Here is a 15,851-nt window from a genome sequence, read left to right as displayed (position 1 = left end):
ACAGTTGAAGAGTAACAAAGGGGGATTATTATGCGCAAATTAGTCGTCTTAGGAGGCGGTTACGGGGGAATGCGTGTGATTGAGAGAGTACTTGGACATCAGTTACAAGACATCTCGGTCACGCTCGTCGATCGCTTGCCTTATCATGGATTGAAAACTGAGTATTACGCACTGGCCGCAGGAACGGTCTCGGACCGCGATATTCGCATTGACTTTCCGGATGAAATCGATTACATATACGGACAGGTCACGGACATCGACACCGAAGACAAAATGGTTCTGCTCGCGAGTGGAGAAAAAGTGCCCTACGACGACCTCGTCATCGGATTAGGATGCGAAGACAAATACCACAACGTTCAAGGGGCAGCCGAATTCACGTACAGTATTCAAACACTGGAAGAGTCACGTAAGACACAACAAGCGATCAACGGTCTGCGACCAGGTTCGGTCGTTTCTGTCGTCGGTGCCGGTCTATCTGGTGTCGAACTCGCCAGCGAACTTCGTGAGAGCCGGCCTGATTTGACGGTCCGTTTATTCGACCGCGGACCATCCGTTCTATCTTTCTTATCTAATCGTGTCTCGATGTACGTACAATCTTGGTTCGAGGAGCACGGCGTCGAAGTCATCAATAATGCGAACATCACACGTGTCGATGCTGACGGATTATGGAACCATGAAGACTTATTCCCATCTGATCTGACCGTATGGACGGCCGGGATTCAACCGGTCGCCGTTGTACGGAATCAAGGTTGGGAGCTCGATGGAGGCGGACGTGTCAAATTGACGGAACATCACTTTGTTCCTGGACTGCCGGACGTGTTTGTCGTTGGTGACAATGCGAGCTTACCGTACGCACCGTCCGGACAACTTGCCGAAGCCCAAGCCGAACAGATCGTTCAAGTCTTGCTTTGCAAATGGAAAGGTATCAATTATCCAGAATTACCCGACATCAAACTGAAAGGGACGCTCGGTTCCCTCGGGAAGAAGGCTGGCTTTGGGGTGTTTATGGGGAAACAATCACTCACCGGGAAAGTAGCCCGACTATTAAAGTCCGGTATCCTTTGGAAACATAAAGTCATTAAATGAATACATTGCGAACGAGCCTCTGGCTGGTTCGCTTTTTTAATTTGTTCATCTGTTATTTCTATTCATTTTTCTAACGATTGAGTCAAAAGTCTTGTATCTGAATTCCCTGTATCCTTATCTAAATATTCAGATATTTAATGCCATTGGCGTATTCTACACGTTGGTAAAACTTGTTACTCTATGGTCACGGCAGTTCGACATCCCGTCATCTTGCCTACATACCCTAAAGGAGGAAACAAGTTGAAAAAAATCTGTAGCTCCGTCCTCGCCTCATTGCTTGTCTTGTCAACCGTACCTGGGGGTGCGGATGCCGCCCCAAACAAAGAGAAAGAACGTGTCATCGTCGTTTTCAAGGAATCGGCAAAGAAAATTCCGCTGTCGATTGAAGGCATGGAAGTTAAACAACAGTATTCGAATATTCCTGCAGCAGCACTCGAAGTTCCGAAAGCTGCTTTGAATGGACTGAAGAATAACCCGAACGTCGCACACGTGGAAGTGGATCAAATCGTACAGATTGAGAATCAAACACAAGACTGGGGGATTCCTAAACTAAAAGCTCCTTCATCTTGGCAGAGTGGATTCACAGGGAAAGGTGTCAAAGTATCCGTCGTCGACACAGGGATTTCGCCCCACCCCGATTTAACAATCGCTGGTGGTGCCTCATTTAGCACGGTCACGAGTTCGTATGCCGATGACAATGGTCACGGTACACACGTAGCCGGGATTATCGGTGCACGTAACAATAGCATCGGAACAGTCGGGATTGCACACGAGGCAAGCATATACGCCGTCAAAGCTCTTGAGGCGAACGGAAGTGGTAGCTTATCGAGTATCGTTGCAGGGATTGACTGGTCGATCACTAATGATATGGATATCATCAACTTGAGCCTCGGGACGACAAGTCCATCGACGACGCTCCAACAAGTTGTCGATCGTGCCAATAATGCAGGCATCCTTGTCGTCGCGGCAGCGGGTAACAATGGTCGTACCGATGGATCGGGTGACCTCGTCAACTATCCGGCTCGTTACAGTTCGGCAATTGCTGTTGCTGCAACAGATATCAACAACAACCGTGCCTCGTTCTCGGCGACAGGTAGCACTGTCGAAGTGGCAGCACCTGGTGTCGGCATCAACTCGACCCTCTCAAATGGGGGCTACGGTCAAATGAGCGGAACATCAATGGCGACACCGTATGTGGCGGGTAACCTCGCACTCATGAAACAGGCGTTCCCTACGCTATCGAGCACACAACTCCGTACAAAATTGTCGCAAGACTCCATCGACCTTGGTACAACAGGTCGCGACACATGGTTCGGGAACGGACTTGTCCAATCCCCGACTTCTGGTGGTACGACGCAACCTGTCCAAGCACTCACGACGACAGTCTCGACATCGAAGTCTTCTTACTACGCTGGTGAAGTCGTCTCGATTTCTTCGGCAGTACGAAATTCAAATGGCCAAGCGGTCGCAAACGCCGATGTTCGTGTGACGGTCACACAACCGAACGGTACGACGCTTGTCGGTACAGGCAAGACGAATTCATCAGGAACCATCACATTCACACTCTCGACGAATTCTTGGTCACAACGCGGAACGTATCAAGTGAAGTCTGATGCGACGCTTACCGGCTACACGGCTGATTCAGCGACGTCATCGTTCCAGCTTCTCTAAATAAAAAAAGTCGAGTCCCTTCGCTCGACTTCACTAATTGACGAATCAAGTCGTGTCATGCGACCTGATTCGTCTTTTTTATCATTTGACCACTTACAATCGTTGTGCGGTATCCATCAACCGTGTCGAAGACGTCGCAATCTGGGTCGTGGCACGCTTGAGTTCGGCAATGGATTCCACAATCTCATCTATATCACCGGCGAGACTCCCCATCTGCCCGTCAGCATGCTCCGAATCACCCGAAATTTGGAGGAAGGCATCCGTCACTTCATTGATCCGTCCCATCGTCTGCTTCATCTCTTGCTCGGTCGATAAGACGCGGCTCGAAGTCTCTTCCATCTGGTTCGTGAGACGCTTCACCAAATCCTCCACCTCTTCTGCCGCTTGTTTCGATTGACTCGCGAGCGTCCGTACTTCGGAAGCGACGACTTGGAATCCTTTCCCTTGCTCGCCTGCCCGTGCTGCTTCAATCGCGGCATTCAAGCTAAGTAGGTTCGTCTGGTTGGCAATTTGTTTGACCGAATCCGCAATCGTCATGATCTCGTTCATCAATCTTTCGAGCGCCTTGATTTCCTGAGCTGAATCGGAGAGGTCACGCGCGATTTCATCAAGGCGTCCCGCCTCCGACAAAATCGTGTCTTTCCCACTCACTGAAGAGTGAAGTACCGTCCGTAGCTTTGTCTGCGTGAGTGAACTTGAATGCTTCATATCATCTGCCCGCTCATTCATCGACTGAAAACTAGCCATGACTTCTTGTGAGAGGGCAGCCAAATCTTCACTCGCCTGCTGAATCGTTTGACTGATTTCATCTTTCACGTGTTGCATCTGGTCACGAACGACGTCTGCTTCATCGTCAAACATCTCGAGCACGATTTGTTGCTCGAAGTTAAAGATTTTCGAGACGGCCATCATCAACCTCATTTTCGAGTCCGCATCGAGCTGCTCATGTTGAATCGATAAGACAAGCGTCTCGAATATTTTTTGGAAGGCCGCCATATACCATTTCCCTTTCAGACCGATCAGATAATGACGTTTGGCGATGGCGAGACGTCGATTGATATATGCTTCATTCAACTTCCCTTCAAACATCTCCATTATATGGTTAGAAAGAGTGAGTTTTAATTTGTCCGATGACGAATGTTGCCGAATCAACTCTCTCATCTCGTCGATCTTTTCGAGCTCTTCATAAAACACATCAACCAACCGAGGTGTCAATTGACGTAATTCCTGTTGATACGCACGTAAATAAGCTAAATCCTCACGTTCGAGACGAATCAACTGACGTTGTCGTTCCAACTCATCGGGAAGTGCGATCAACAAGTGCTCCATTTGGGACGAGGTGTCTAAATGGATCGGCATATTTCGTTTTCGGGCAAACATCAAATAGTCCTCCTTTAATAAACAGGTTTATTAATTTTCAAAATATTATAAAATTTATACAAGTTATGTTCAGTTTAGCCCGAGAGACAAAAGTTGTAAAATCTTTTTCTGAATTATAGGTAAACAAAAAACGAACCTTGCTATCGCATGGTTCGTCCACTTGCTCACTATTTTATATGATTGACGGATCCTTGTTTCGCCTCAATTGCCGCATACACTTTTCGTAACTGAACGACCCCTTCATCAATCACTTCTCCGTCGAGCAAGACGAGCGGATAAAACCATTCATCGTCTTTAAGCGCCTGGGCAAACTCGTCCTCACTCTGTTCGAAATCGATATACTCGAAAGAAAAGGACTGCTCCGGATACTTGCGTCCGAGCGCACTTTGCAACCACTCATACGTCTCGGTCGAACTCGGTGCACCGACACAACTGGCACATTGAACCTCTGCCCCATAAACCGTGATTTTCATTTTCATTCCCCCTCGAAACCATTATACAAAAATCCTCCCCACTCCCGATGACGAAACGCTCAGCGTAAATGATTGAGAAACACTCTCAAACTTGCTAGAATAAAGTAGAACGAGAAAGGGGTAGATACCATGGAAATGTTTGATCAAGTCCAAGAAGTGCTCGATAAATTGCGTCCGTTCTTGCTTCGTGACGGCGGAGACGTCGAACTCGTTGATGTCGAAGAAGGCATCGTCAAGCTCCGTTTGATGGGTGCTTGCGGCAGCTGCCCGTCTTCAACAATCACGCTAAAAGCCGGTATTGAGCGTGCGCTCATCGAAGAAGTACCAGGCATCGTCGAAGTAGAACAAGTATTCTAAGCAAAAAGGGAGACATTCGTCATCCCTTTTTTTCATGCTTCCATTCATTTAAACTCTCAACCATATAGGTCGGGAGTTTTTCTTGTTCTTGAACAAATGCTGGACCGTGTACACCTGAGTTGACGTGAAGTGTACGGATTCCCCCATTGATCCCGAATAGAATATCTGTATGATAGTTATCCCCTACCATCACGACATCCTCTTTCGTCAATCCAATCATGTCGAGTGCAATATCAATCATGACCGGTTCTGGCTTCCCGATAAAGAATGGTTCTTTTTCTGTCGTCACCGTCAACACGGATGTGAGCGACCCGTTCCCCGGTAAAAACCCTCGTTCTGTCGGAATGGCGATATCCCCATTCGTCGAAATGAATCGGGCTCCCGAACGAATGGCGATCGCCCCTCGCGCCAACTTCTCATACGTAATGTGACGGTCGAGACCGATGACCACATAGTCCGCTTTCGGTTCGTCCGTGACGTGGAACCCACGAGATTCTAAGGCGAGTCGGAGTCCGTCTTCGCCAATCATATAGACGGTCGCGCCCGGTGACATCTTCTCAATATAAAAAGCCGTCGCCATCGCACTCGTCAAGACGTTTTCTGCCTTCACATTTGCCCCCATTGAAATCAACTTATCCGCAATCTGCTGTTGTGTCATCGAGGCGTTATTCGTGACGAATAAGTATGGGACGCCCGTAGCTTCTAACTCGTTTACAAAATCGACAGCAGCTTGAACGGGCTCTATTCCTGCATACATCGTACCATCTAAATCAAACAAATATCCTTTTATCGGTTCCATCCAATCACTCGCTTTCTGGCAAGAATGCGGACACTGGTCCAAGTTCGACCTCTAAGTAGCGACGAACTTGCGTGGAGAACGCTGTGAAGTCTTGTTTCGACGTCTTCACCCATTCATCGAAGCGGGATGCGTCTGCATCGACGAACTCACGGACATAGTATGCACGCAATCCGACGAGCGCCTTGGTGGCATTACCCGTCTTCTCATCGAGCACGCGTTCATCGAGCAGAATGTCGACAATATCCTCATAGCTACCCGGGTCTCGCATGATGAATCCGTCAATCATCGAGTTCCCTACGTCGATGACCCCTTCTATCAGGAGGACAGCCATTCGTTGTTTCGCAAGTTCTACCGTAAACGCATCTCCGCTCAGTTGGTCCGTATGTGCTAACATCGTCTCCATTTGTTCCAGTGTCTGATTAATCTTCTCTCTATTCACAAAATACATGATGATCCCCCCTGCTGTTAATACTAATCCTTTTTCGTTCTGGAGAAAAGAACCTGCCCTATTTACATCATTTATAAAAATGTGATACACTAATCAACGGATTTGAGCCATAAAAAGTATAACACATTTAATAGAGATAACGTGGAGGGTACAACACTATGGAACGTGAATTAGCATTAGAAATCGTACGAGCAACGGAAGCCGCAGCACTCGCATCATCGAAATGGATTGGACGCGGGCAAAAGAATGAAGCCGATGACGCAGCTACGTCAGCGATGCGCGAAGTTCTCGGAACAGTGAACATGGATGCGACGGTCGTGATCGGTGAAGGTGAACTCGATGAGGCACCGATGCTCTACATTGGGGAAAAACTCGGTACGACGTTCGGTCCGAAAGTCGACATCGCCGTTGATCCGCTCGAAGGTACATCCATTGTCGCAAAAGGACTCGGAGATGCGATGGTCGTCATCGCTGTTGCGGATGAAGGTGCCCTCCTCCACGCACCAGATATGTACATGGATAAGCTCGTCGTTGGGCCGAACTTAAAAGGAAAAGTCTCGCTCGATGAACCACTCGAGTCGATCATCGAAAAAGCAGCAAAATATAACAATAAACGTATTGAAGAAGTGACGGTGATCATGCAAGACCGCGATCGCCACGAACACCTTCGCCAAGCCGTCATGAACGTCGGCGCACGCGTCAAATTGTTTGAGGATGGCGATGTCTCGGCCGGAATCGCAGCTGCCGTCAAAACAAATCCGATTGATATTTTCATCAGTACAGGCGGTGCTCCTGAAGGCGTCATCACGGCTGCAGCTGTCAAAGCGCTTGGCGGAGACATGCAGGCCCGTCTTCACCCGATGAATGAAGAAGAATCTGCACGCGTCATCTCGATGGGCATTGAAGATCCGCTCCAACTCCTCACGCTCGACGACCTCGTCAAGAGTGATGACTGTATCTTCGCCGCAACAGGTGTCACGTCAGGTGAGTTGCTCGATGGCGTCAAATTCTTAACAGATGATATCGTCGAGACGACATCACTCGTCATGCGCTCGAAGACACGTACGATTCGTAAAGTCGTGGCCGAACACCACTTGTCGTTGAAGCCATACTTACAAAAAACTGAAGTCAACGCCTAATCAAAAACGCCTTGCTCAATCACTTGAGCGAGGCGTTTGTTTCTTTAAAATCCTTGTTCTGTTCCGTGCACTGGCTCATTCGAATCAATTTGCTTGTCTCGAATCGAATCGTAGAACGTCGCGTACGTCGTCGAGAAGTAAGGTCCGATGAAGAAGAACCCGATCCCGAGCGTCAAGATCCCGACGAGGAACCAACCAAAGAAGGACAAGACGAGCATGAAGGCTTCCATCTTGTGCCCATCCATAAGACGACGTGATTCTGTGATCGACTCGAGTGCCGAAAGCTCAGGCTGATCGCGCAAAATGTACGGTGTGAGTGAGTACGAGAAGGCTTTGATGATTCCCGGTACGATGAGTAACAACGTCCATAACACGAGGAATACCCCCATCACAAACGAGGTGATGACATGTTTGAAGTAACGTGTCTGGAACGGCTTGAACAGCGTTGAGAGCGAGGCTCCTTTCTCACGTGATACGTTGAGAGCAAGCCACGACCAACCGATCGCAAGTGGGGCAATTAAAATTTGCAGAACGTTCGATACAAAGCTCAAAGTGACTTCTGTCGATGTGAACGGTTCTGGCGAGTTGACGTCCATTTCAGGCGCAAACCATTGCGGAATCCCGTTAATAATGAGGAACAAGAGTGCCAATCCGGCCATCAACCACCATTTTCCTTTCAAGGCGTGTCGTGCATGTTGTTTCCATTCAGATCTCATAGTAATCCATCCTTTTTCGTAGTCTTTCTATTAGTGTACGTGAAAAGGTGACCATACGTTTCAAAAAAACATAAAAAAAGGGAAAGGAATTTTTCCTTTCCGCTTAGCGAATCATCACATTGCCTAAAAAGAACTGAGACATGGACAAGATCAACAACAGCACCCCGAGTGATAACACAAGGTGAGATGTGACTTTGAAGACACGGCCTCGCAAGAACGAATGGCCATATTCAAAGCGACGGATGATCAACACATGAAAGAGTTCAAATAGAATGACTGCCGCCGTAAAATAAAAGGTCATCATGATATGGAAACCAAAAAAGAACATGGCCAATATCCCGAGTCCGAAGTTATGAATTCGATTATGGACGTCATCCCGATCCCCGACGGTCGTTTGTACATGTTGCATCCAAATCACCTCACTATCAAAACCAAAAAACGACGAAACGATCCTTAATGACAATTTATCACATTTTTCCAACCTCAAAACCGGAAGTCACGACTTTTTACCTAAACGAAATATTTGGAAATCAAATGTAATAAAAAAAGTGCTGACTGCTCAGCACTTCACACGTTTGATTCATCGGTCTTGTTAAACTTACGCTTCAACTTCAGTTTTTGCTTCGTTCCCCCAAAGACGGGTCCACTCTCTTCTTCGTTGATTTCCGTTTCTTTTTTCAAAACGAAATAAGGACATCCAAAGTTGCAATATTCGTATACGTAGTCCATCACGTGATCAATTCGGTTCTCATAGGTCGCCAATTTAGATTGCGGTTCATAGAATCCCTTCAATCGCAACTGACCATGCCCCCAATCACCGACGATGTAATCGTACTTATCTAGCACGTCACTATACCGTGCGATAAACGCCTCTTCATCGAACCCGTCCCGTTTTTCTTCCAAGACGGTATATCCGTGGCGATTCACTCGAATCATCGCTCCCACCTCCACTCTGTTATCATAGCATGCCCTCATCGATGCACTCTATCCTTTTCGAATCACTTCATGACGGGCAACGATTGTTTCTCGTAATACATCTCGCAGAAGTTCGGGCATGAAATATCGCTTCGGTTGGTCTGCCAAATAAGGAAGAAGCGGACCGAATGTCAACATATCGACCGTTGCGACACGATATGTCCGATTTAAATCCAATCGTTCCCCCATCACATAAGTCTGACCGTCACGTTGTTCGATTTGATAGAGACTCGGTTCTCCGAGAACGGTCCCTCTGAACCCGAGACCTCTGACATGCATATTCGTGAACGTTTCTTCATTAGTATCGTGAAGGAAACGCGACAACGTTTCACCGTCCAATGTCAGCACACAAGGGTTGATTGGATGCGGACAGATCCGATGCAACATGTTGAGCGTCACCCCACCCGGTGCAAGGCCTTCTAGCACAACCCCAGATGGAATAATCCCAACATCCGCCGCACACCATTCGACCATCCCTTCGACGAGTAGGTCACCAAGTGGAGAAGGTCCGAACCAATCGGAGGCGTATCCATCCGTCTCTGCAATCGTGACATCAAGAAGGCGTTCGGCATCTGCCCCTTCTGTGCGCAACAACGCCAACGTGTCTGGACTATCCGATTGCTGAGACAGTTCGTGAAGGCGCGCTTCTTTCGATACGATTCCTGACTCGCCAAGCGTCAGTGTGACTTCACCGACGTACTTCCCATATTTTCCGGCCTGTGCAATCAACACACCGTTCGTCATCACACCTTCATCTAAAACATGATGTGTATGCGCACCGAGAATCACATCGATTTCAGGAAACATTTCAGCTAATCGCTCGTCTCCAAAGAACCCAAGGTGACTGAGCGCGATGATGACATCACAATGCGCCAACTGTTTCAGCGCTCGCTCCGCCGCCTCGTAAGGCGATTCAATCTGCCAGCCGAGCTCTGGGTATAACTCTTCATATGGAGCGGTCACACCAAACAGGCCGATTTGGAAACCATCTTTCTCAAGAACGAGCGTCTCATCGACCCAATTCGGTCGTGACCCGTCTGCTTCATATACATTCCCAAGTAAGATGGGAAATGTCGCTTCGTCATACAGTTCGGCTAGCCAATCATGAGGAAAAGTGATCCCTTCGTTGTTTCCGATGGTGACCGCTGTCGGACGGAGTTGCTCGAGCAAACGAACATTCAACTTTCCACGTGTCACTTCGGTCGCCGGGTGGGTGCGGTCGGCATGATCTCCTAAATCAAAGTACAGCGTGTCGTCAGTCCGATGTTCTTCTAGAAATGAAACAAGTTTCGGCCATTGGTCGAACTTTGAATGAAGATCGTTGTAATGAAAAATAGACAGTGTCGTCATGGCCATCCCTTCCTTCTAAAACAAACTGATTTGTCTCGGCGCGAGTTCATATTCAAGGCCAAGAATCTCAATGAGTCGCTTTGCATTCGGTGCTGCATCCCCAGCCGAGTTGTTGTTAAAGTATACATACACGTCTTTCGCTTCACGGTCAATCTCACGAAGTGAGGTCGCCAATTCTTGCAATTCTTCCTCGCTATACCGGTACAGACAGCGAACATGCCGCCATTCTTGACTCGTCATTCCAGGTTTTTTGAGCCATCCTGACGTATTGCGTCCATGCAATCGAACGACCGCAACATCAGGATGCGTCACGACCGGTACGAACGGGATGCTGCTCTCTTTCGTTTGCGGTTCATCGCAAATCGTGTTGATGAACCGCTGCTCCTTCAAAAATTGAAGCGTCCGGTCCCGGAACGCTTCTGAGAACCAGGTCGGATTGCGAAACTCGATGGCAATCTCGTAATCTGACAGCTCGGCACGAAGCGTTCTCAAATAATCCAGGTGTGGCTTTGACACATCGAACCACGGCGGCAATTGAACGAGCACAGCCCGTAATTTCCCCGCTCGTTTTAACGGATCGACCGAGACGCGATAACGCTCAAACAGTTCAATCAAAGGCGTTTTCGGCTCACGATCATGTCCGCTCATTTCCCTGGAAACTTTCACAACGAATTGAAAATGATCCGGTGTTTCCCCATCCCATTTTTCGAAATTTTTCACAGGTTGAATCGCATAGAAGGTCGAGTCGACTTCAACAGTCGGGAAATGTCCCGCATATGTCGATAATTTATGTTTTCGTTCTTCTGGGGTCGTATACAGCAAATCGTGGTCACCCCATCCGGTCACACCTACATAGATCATAGCGTCCTCCTTTACGATTCTGAAATGGCGGCCGCTTTCCGTTTCGACCAGTTCCATGTGCCCATGTATGTGACGAGCAATAGGACGAGTCCCATCATGAACGGATAGCGCATATCAATATCAAAGGCGATTCCAGCCAATGTCGGCCCTAAAATATTCCCAATACTCATATAAGCGTTGTTCATCCCCATGGCAAGACCTTGCTCGTTTCCTGCAAGTTTCGACACGAGCGTGTTCAACACCGGTCGTAAAATAGATGTCGATAAGAAAATCACGAGTGTCACTGCGAAGAAGAGCATATACGTACCAGCGAACAAAGATAACAAGAAGCCAAATGAGGCGAGCGCGATGAAAGCAAGTACGACCTTGGTCTCACCCAACCATTCGACGAGACGGTCCACCGCAAACAATTGAACGATAACACTCACAATCCCCGTTCCGGTTACCATGATGGCAATCTCTTGTGGTGTCGCACTGAACATCTCACTGACATAGAGCCCAAGTACCGATTCATACGCCATCAGACCAAACGCCATGACGAGGTTGATGACCAATACGAAGAAGTACGGTTTTCGCGTCGACATGACCAGCTGCGTCGGTAAAGACTCTTTAATCTTAGGCGCCACGTATGGAGCACGGTCAGGCTCCTTGAGAAGAAGCACAGACGAAATGACAGCGATAAACGATACAATCGCTGAAACAAGCAACGGTGTCTTCAAGCCGAATTCAGCGAAAAAGCCACCAATCCCTGGTCCCACTACAATTCCAAGCGACATTGCCGCGGAAATATAACTGTTTCCTCGAGCTCGTTGCTCGAGTGTCGTGATATCTGCCACATAAGCGAAGATGGCAGGAATCAAAAGCGCTGCACCAACACCCCCGATGGCACGAGAGACGAGAAGAATCGTCAAATTATCTGATAGATAGAAGACTCCCATCGAGATGGTGAATCCGATCAGACCGAGGATGATCATGAGTCGGCGGCCGTGGACGTCCGCCCATTTCCCGGCAATCGGTGACATGACGAGCTGGGCACCCGCAAATACGGAAATCATGAGTCCGGCGGCTGTCCCTCCCTCGCCAATCATCTTTAAGTAATCCGGAATAATCGGGATGATGATCCCAAATCCGGCGACGGCGATAAACATGTTCAACATGAGAATCGCCAATTGATTTTTTTGTTTTGTCGTCAACGAATGTCACTCCCTTTTCATCTTTCCATTTTACTGTTTGAGCTCACATCCAGGCAAACAATAAGACAGAAAAAAGCCCATCCTTGACCAAAGGATGGGCGAGACTTATGAGATGCGTGATTGAGCGAGTGATTCTTGTGACGTTCCTTTCGGAAGAAGAAGCGTGATCGCATAGACGATCATCGTCGGAACTGCCCAGGCAAGTCCGATATCCGCCATTGGTAAGTTTCCAATCCAAGAAGTAACCGCAGAAGGCTGGATGCCGTTCCACGTTTCAAAGAACGAGAGAACGAGCGCCGTATAAATCGTCGCTTTCATCGCCACACCAGGGTTTCGTTGAAGACGTTCCGTCACCGATACGAGCACGAGTGCGATCATGACCGGATAGAGGAGCGTGAGAAGCGGCACGGCGATTTGAATCAACGAACTCAAACCGACGAGTGAGATCATGAATCCAAACAACGTTGTCGCGATGACGACATGATGATATTTGAGAGAATCAAACTGATTGCTGATGAAGCGTGAGAACTCTGAGATGAGGCCAACTGCTGTCGTCAAACAAGCGAGGAAGACCGCTAATCCGAGTGCGAGCATTCCGACTTGTCCGTAAGACGTACCTGCGAACGCTTGGAGAAGGCTTGCGCCACTCGTCGTTCCTTCTGCGACTGTCATATTCGCACCGATTGAACCGAGCGAGATATAGACGAGCATCAAACAGGTAACGGCAAGCATGCCCGCAGAGCGAAGAAGCGAAGACGCTTCTTTTTGGTCACTCAATCCATTAGCTTTCAACGTGACGAGGACGATTGCCCCAAAGACGAGGGCCCCGAATACATCCATTGTCAAATAGCCTTGTTGGAAACCTTGGCCGAGTGCACCCACCCATGTCTCAAATCCTTCCGCTGGAGCTCCCGGCTCCCCGAGTGGCGAGATGAGGTTTGTGATTCCAATCGCTGCAAGCAAGAACAAGAGGATTGGTGTAATGATGCGCCCGATGACTTCAATCAACTTTTGAGCACGAAGCGTCAAGAAGAACGTCAACCCGAAAAAGACGGTCGAACTCATCGCGAGTGTCAAAGTAGAAGGAGCATCGAGAAACGGAACGAGTCCCATTTCATACGTGACAGCAGCCGTACGCGGGATTCCGAAGAATGGTCCGATAGCCACATACATCAATCCTGTCAAGATAAGCGCGAGACGCTTTGGAATATAACGAGCAATTTGGTCTGTCCCGCCGCCGACCCGAGCGACTGCGAACAAAGCAAGAAGCGGTAAACCGACACCCGTAATGACGAACCCGATCATCGCCGGTACGAGGTTTTCCCCCGCCAAGGCGCCGAGCTCAGGTGGGAACAGCAAGTTCCCGGCCCCAAAGAATAAAGCAAAAATCGTAAACGCTAACGGGAACAATGTCGATTTTTTCATACAACTACCTCCATACACTTGATATTCCGAACGACTTAACAAAAAAATAATAACTAAATTTTCTGACAATATATCGCTTGGTCTATTTCATTATACACACTTCCTATCGTTTGACCACCCTATCTCCAAAATTCGAGGTTTAATTTTTTGAAATGTAGATTTCACAAAAAAATCTCCCTTTCACATGTAAGGAGATGTAAGCGGTTAATAGCGTATGTCGAACGAGCGAAATTCCTGATCGTTCGCTTCCGTCTCTTCGATTCGTTCGACACCGACAAAGCGATTGCCATCCTTCAACGTCTGCTCGAAGGCGTCGATTTCTTGCTCGGTTCCTTCTGCATGTAGCTCGACTGTCCCGTCACTTAGATTGCGAACCCATCCTTTGATGCCGAATCGTTGCGCGGTCTCCTGTGAAAAAAATCGAAACCCCACGCCTTGGACACGTCCAGATACAATCAAACGTTTAGCAACTCTCATTCTATTTTCCTCCTTTATTTTGTCAAAGATGTTTAGAGGTCCTTACTTTAGGAAACAGTATTTAAGTAAAATAATGGAATTGGAGTGGTTGTATGAATGAATTTATTACTCTTGTCACGAACGTTTCCGACTGGCTTTGGGGCGTACCGATTATCTCGTTACTCGTTTTATCCGGTATCTTCCTCACCATCAAGCTCGGTTTCTTTCAGTTTCGTTACCCCATCTACATATTCAAGCAAACATTCGGCAGCATTTTCAAAAAGCCGAAAGGTGAAGGCGACATCAGTCCGAGACAAGCGTTGACGTCAGCCCTCTCTTCAACAGTCGGGGCCGCGAACATCATCGGTGTACCTGCAGCGATTATGTTCGGGGGACCGGGTGCCATCTTCTGGATGTGGGTCATCGCTATCATCGGCATGGCCATCAAGTTCTCAGAGAGCGTACTGGCCGTGCACTATCGTGAGAAGAATGATGCCGGCGAATTTGTCGGGGGACCGGTCTACTACATATCAAAAGGACTTCGTTGGAAGTGGCTCGCGACGTGGTTCGCCTTCGCTCTCATGATCGAACTCATTCCGAGTATCATGGTACAAGGAAACGCTGTCAGCTCGGCAGTCCGTGAGACGTTCAATGGGAACACGCTCATCACGGGGATTGTCGTCGCTATTCTTGTGGGCATCATCGTCTTTGGCGGACTGAAGCGCATCGCGAAAGTCACCGAGATCGTCGTCCCTGGCATGGCACTCGTCTATGTCGGAGCCGGACTCGTCATCGTCTTGATGAACTTCTCTGAGATTCCAAACGTTCTCAGTCTCATCTTCTCTTATGCATTCGAGCCGATGGCCGCGTTCGGTGGGTTTGCCGGTGCCGCCGTTGCTGAGACGATTCGTTGGGGCTTCGCCCGTGGACTCTATTCAAATGAAGCCGGTCTTGGAACGGCACCTATTGCCCACGCCGCGGCACAGACGGACCATCCGGTGCGCCAAGGGTTCTGGGCCGTCATCGGGATCGTCATCGATACGCTCATCATTTGTAGCACGACCGCATTCGTCGTCTTGTCTTCAGGTGTCTGGACGGCAGACGGAGCGATGGATGACCCAGCAGCGTTGACGACGATTGCTTTCAATGAATACTTCGGTTACACGGGAAGCTTACTCGTCACCATCTCACTCATCTTCTTCGTCCTCTCGACCATTATCGTCATCATCTTTTACGGCTCGCGACAAGCCGAGTACTTATTCGGTTTGACGGCAGGAAAAATCATGAAGGCCGTATATATCGTCTCGATTGTCATCGGTTCGATTGGAGGCGCTCAGATGATTTGGAACTTCCTAGACTTGATGCTAGCGATGATCCTCATCCCGAATATGATTGCCGTCTTGCTTCTAAGTGGTGAAGTGAAACGATTGACAACCGAGTTCTTCACATCCGAGAAGTATTACAAGAAAGATATCGCCGAAGAAGAGGCGTCTTAACCAACAATCCGACTGCCTAAGCAGTC

Annotated in this window: 17 protein-coding genes; 5 read left to right on the top strand and 12 right to left on the bottom strand. The window is 48.4% G+C overall.

Going from position 1 to position 15,851, the window contains the following annotated elements; translation table 11 throughout:
- Positions 1–30 precede the first annotated feature (30 nt).
- Together KOG47_RS03855 and KOG47_RS03850 are read left to right on the top strand one after the other, a co-directional pair.
- Complete coding sequence (locus tag KOG47_RS03855; protein ID WP_074036387.1) at positions 31–1,086, top strand: NAD(P)/FAD-dependent oxidoreductase; 1,056 nt, start codon at positions 31–33, stop codon at positions 1,084–1,086.
- A gap of 240 nt (positions 1,087–1,326) precedes the next feature.
- Positions 1,327–2,757, top strand: coding sequence for a S8 family serine peptidase (locus KOG47_RS03850; protein WP_215243788.1), 1,431 nt, complete (start codon positions 1,327–1,329; stop codon positions 2,755–2,757).
- Between the two features lie 93 nt (positions 2,758–2,850).
- Here the strand turns inward: KOG47_RS03850 and KOG47_RS03845 are convergent, their stop codons facing one another.
- Both KOG47_RS03845 and KOG47_RS03840 read right to left on the bottom strand, forming a co-directional pair.
- Positions 2,851–4,137 (bottom strand): globin-coupled sensor protein, encoded by a 1,287-nt coding sequence (locus KOG47_RS03845; protein ID WP_214690695.1) that lies wholly within the window; start codon positions 4,135–4,137, stop codon positions 2,851–2,853.
- Between the two features lie 167 nt (positions 4,138–4,304).
- On the bottom strand, positions 4,305–4,610 hold the full coding sequence (locus KOG47_RS03840) for a YuzD family protein (protein WP_214683915.1): 306 nt from the start codon (positions 4,608–4,610) through the stop codon (positions 4,305–4,307).
- Between the two features lie 129 nt (positions 4,611–4,739).
- Between KOG47_RS03840 and KOG47_RS03835 the strand changes: the two genes are divergently transcribed.
- Positions 4,740–4,967, top strand: a complete 228-nt coding sequence (locus KOG47_RS03835; RefSeq protein WP_012726833.1) for a NifU family protein — start codon at positions 4,740–4,742, stop codon at positions 4,965–4,967.
- Between the two features lie 19 nt (positions 4,968–4,986).
- Here KOG47_RS03835 and KOG47_RS03830 read toward each other — a convergent pair whose 3' ends face one another.
- Both KOG47_RS03830 and KOG47_RS03825 read right to left on the bottom strand, forming a co-directional pair.
- A complete protein-coding gene (locus tag KOG47_RS03830) occupies positions 4,987–5,766 on the bottom strand; it encodes a TIGR01457 family HAD-type hydrolase (RefSeq protein ID WP_214690694.1) in 780 nt (259 codons plus the stop codon).
- Positions 5,767–5,770: 4 nt separating this feature from the next.
- Positions 5,771–6,214: a DUF86 domain-containing protein gene (locus KOG47_RS03825; RefSeq protein ID WP_074036381.1), complete on the bottom strand. Its 444-nt coding sequence runs from the start codon at positions 6,212–6,214 to the stop codon at positions 5,771–5,773.
- A 158-nt stretch (positions 6,215–6,372) separates the two neighbouring features.
- On the opposite strand from KOG47_RS03825, the gene glpX reads away from it, so the two are divergent.
- Complete coding sequence (glpX, locus tag KOG47_RS03820; protein WP_159562592.1) at positions 6,373–7,353, top strand: class II fructose-bisphosphatase; 981 nt, start codon at positions 6,373–6,375, stop codon at positions 7,351–7,353.
- A gap of 44 nt (positions 7,354–7,397) precedes the next feature.
- On the opposite strand, the gene KOG47_RS03815 is transcribed toward glpX, so the two are convergent.
- From KOG47_RS03815 to KOG47_RS03780, 8 genes are all read right to left on the bottom strand, one after another.
- On the bottom strand, positions 7,398–8,069 hold the full coding sequence (locus KOG47_RS03815; protein ID WP_215243787.1) for a DUF975 family protein: 672 nt from the start codon (positions 8,067–8,069) through the stop codon (positions 7,398–7,400).
- A 103-nt stretch (positions 8,070–8,172) separates the two neighbouring features.
- A complete protein-coding gene (locus KOG47_RS03810) occupies positions 8,173–8,478 on the bottom strand; it encodes a hypothetical protein (protein WP_214690691.1) in 306 nt (101 codons plus the stop codon).
- Positions 8,479–8,636: 158 nt separating this feature from the next.
- A complete protein-coding gene (locus KOG47_RS03805; RefSeq protein WP_047795125.1) occupies positions 8,637–9,005 on the bottom strand; it encodes a YutD family protein in 369 nt (122 codons plus the stop codon).
- A 48-nt stretch (positions 9,006–9,053) separates the two neighbouring features.
- Complete coding sequence (locus KOG47_RS03800; RefSeq protein WP_251125252.1) at positions 9,054–10,394, bottom strand: bifunctional metallophosphatase/5'-nucleotidase; 1,341 nt, start codon at positions 10,392–10,394, stop codon at positions 9,054–9,056.
- Between the two features lie 15 nt (positions 10,395–10,409).
- Positions 10,410–11,255, bottom strand: coding sequence for a DUF72 domain-containing protein (locus tag KOG47_RS03795; protein WP_047795123.1), 846 nt, complete (start codon positions 11,253–11,255; stop codon positions 10,410–10,412).
- A gap of 11 nt (positions 11,256–11,266) precedes the next feature.
- Positions 11,267–12,448, bottom strand: a complete 1,182-nt coding sequence (locus tag KOG47_RS03790) for an MFS transporter (protein ID WP_159562595.1) — start codon at positions 12,446–12,448, stop codon at positions 11,267–11,269.
- A 105-nt stretch (positions 12,449–12,553) separates the two neighbouring features.
- Positions 12,554–13,873: a branched-chain amino acid transport system II carrier protein gene (gene brnQ / locus KOG47_RS03785; RefSeq protein ID WP_074036366.1), complete on the bottom strand. Its 1,320-nt coding sequence runs from the start codon at positions 13,871–13,873 to the stop codon at positions 12,554–12,556.
- Between the two features lie 204 nt (positions 13,874–14,077).
- Entirely contained in the window at positions 14,078–14,350 is a 273-nt protein-coding gene (locus KOG47_RS03780; RefSeq protein WP_214690688.1) for an acylphosphatase, read from the bottom strand.
- Positions 14,351–14,442: 92 nt separating this feature from the next.
- Between KOG47_RS03780 and KOG47_RS03775 the strand changes: the two genes are divergently transcribed.
- Positions 14,443–15,825, top strand: coding sequence for an alanine/glycine:cation symporter family protein (locus KOG47_RS03775; protein ID WP_159562598.1), 1,383 nt, complete (start codon positions 14,443–14,445; stop codon positions 15,823–15,825).
- The last annotated feature ends 26 nt before the right edge of the window (positions 15,826–15,851 follow it).

Origin of the sequence: Exiguobacterium sp. s121 (assembly GCF_018617245.1) — a bacterium.
GTDB classification, from domain to species: domain Bacteria; phylum Bacillota; class Bacilli; order Exiguobacteriales; family Exiguobacteriaceae; genus Exiguobacterium; species Exiguobacterium profundum.
This window is presented reverse-complemented; position numbering and strand designations above follow the sequence as displayed.

Bases quoted from the DNA above. Each gene is read 5' to 3' on its own strand.
- KOG47_RS03775 (WP_159562598.1), top strand. From the start codon at position 14,443: ATGAATGAATTTATTACTCTTGTCACGAACGTTTCCGACTGGCTTTGG.
- KOG47_RS03855 (WP_074036387.1), top strand. From the start codon at position 31: ATGCGCAAATTAGTCGTCTTAGGAGGCGGTTACGGGGGAATGCGTGTG.
- KOG47_RS03795 (WP_047795123.1), bottom strand. From the start codon at position 11,255: ATGATCTATGTAGGTGTGACCGGATGGGGTGACCACGATTTGCTGTAT.
- KOG47_RS03830 (WP_214690694.1), bottom strand. From the start codon at position 5,766: ATGGAACCGATAAAAGGATATTTGTTTGATTTAGATGGTACGATGTAT.
- KOG47_RS03800 (WP_251125252.1), bottom strand. From the start codon at position 10,394: ATGACGACACTGTCTATTTTTCATTACAACGATCTTCATTCAAAGTTC.
- KOG47_RS03825 (WP_074036381.1), bottom strand. From the start codon at position 6,214: ATGTATTTTGTGAATAGAGAGAAGATTAATCAGACACTGGAACAAATG.
- KOG47_RS03835 (WP_012726833.1), top strand. From the start codon at position 4,740: ATGGAAATGTTTGATCAAGTCCAAGAAGTGCTCGATAAATTGCGTCCG.
- brnQ (WP_074036366.1), bottom strand. From the start codon at position 13,873: ATGAAAAAATCGACATTGTTCCCGTTAGCGTTTACGATTTTTGCTTTA.
- KOG47_RS03845 (WP_214690695.1), bottom strand. From the start codon at position 4,137: ATGTTTGCCCGAAAACGAAATATGCCGATCCATTTAGACACCTCGTCC.
- KOG47_RS03815 (WP_215243787.1), bottom strand. From the start codon at position 8,069: ATGAGATCTGAATGGAAACAACATGCACGACACGCCTTGAAAGGAAAA.
- KOG47_RS03840 (WP_214683915.1), bottom strand. From the start codon at position 4,610: ATGAAAATCACGGTTTATGGGGCAGAGGTTCAATGTGCCAGTTGTGTC.
- KOG47_RS03805 (WP_047795125.1), bottom strand. From the start codon at position 9,005: ATGATTCGAGTGAATCGCCACGGATATACCGTCTTGGAAGAAAAACGG.
- KOG47_RS03810 (WP_214690691.1), bottom strand. From the start codon at position 8,478: ATGCAACATGTACAAACGACCGTCGGGGATCGGGATGACGTCCATAAT.
- KOG47_RS03780 (WP_214690688.1), bottom strand. From the start codon at position 14,350: ATGAGAGTTGCTAAACGTTTGATTGTATCTGGACGTGTCCAAGGCGTG.
- glpX (WP_159562592.1), top strand. From the start codon at position 6,373: ATGGAACGTGAATTAGCATTAGAAATCGTACGAGCAACGGAAGCCGCA.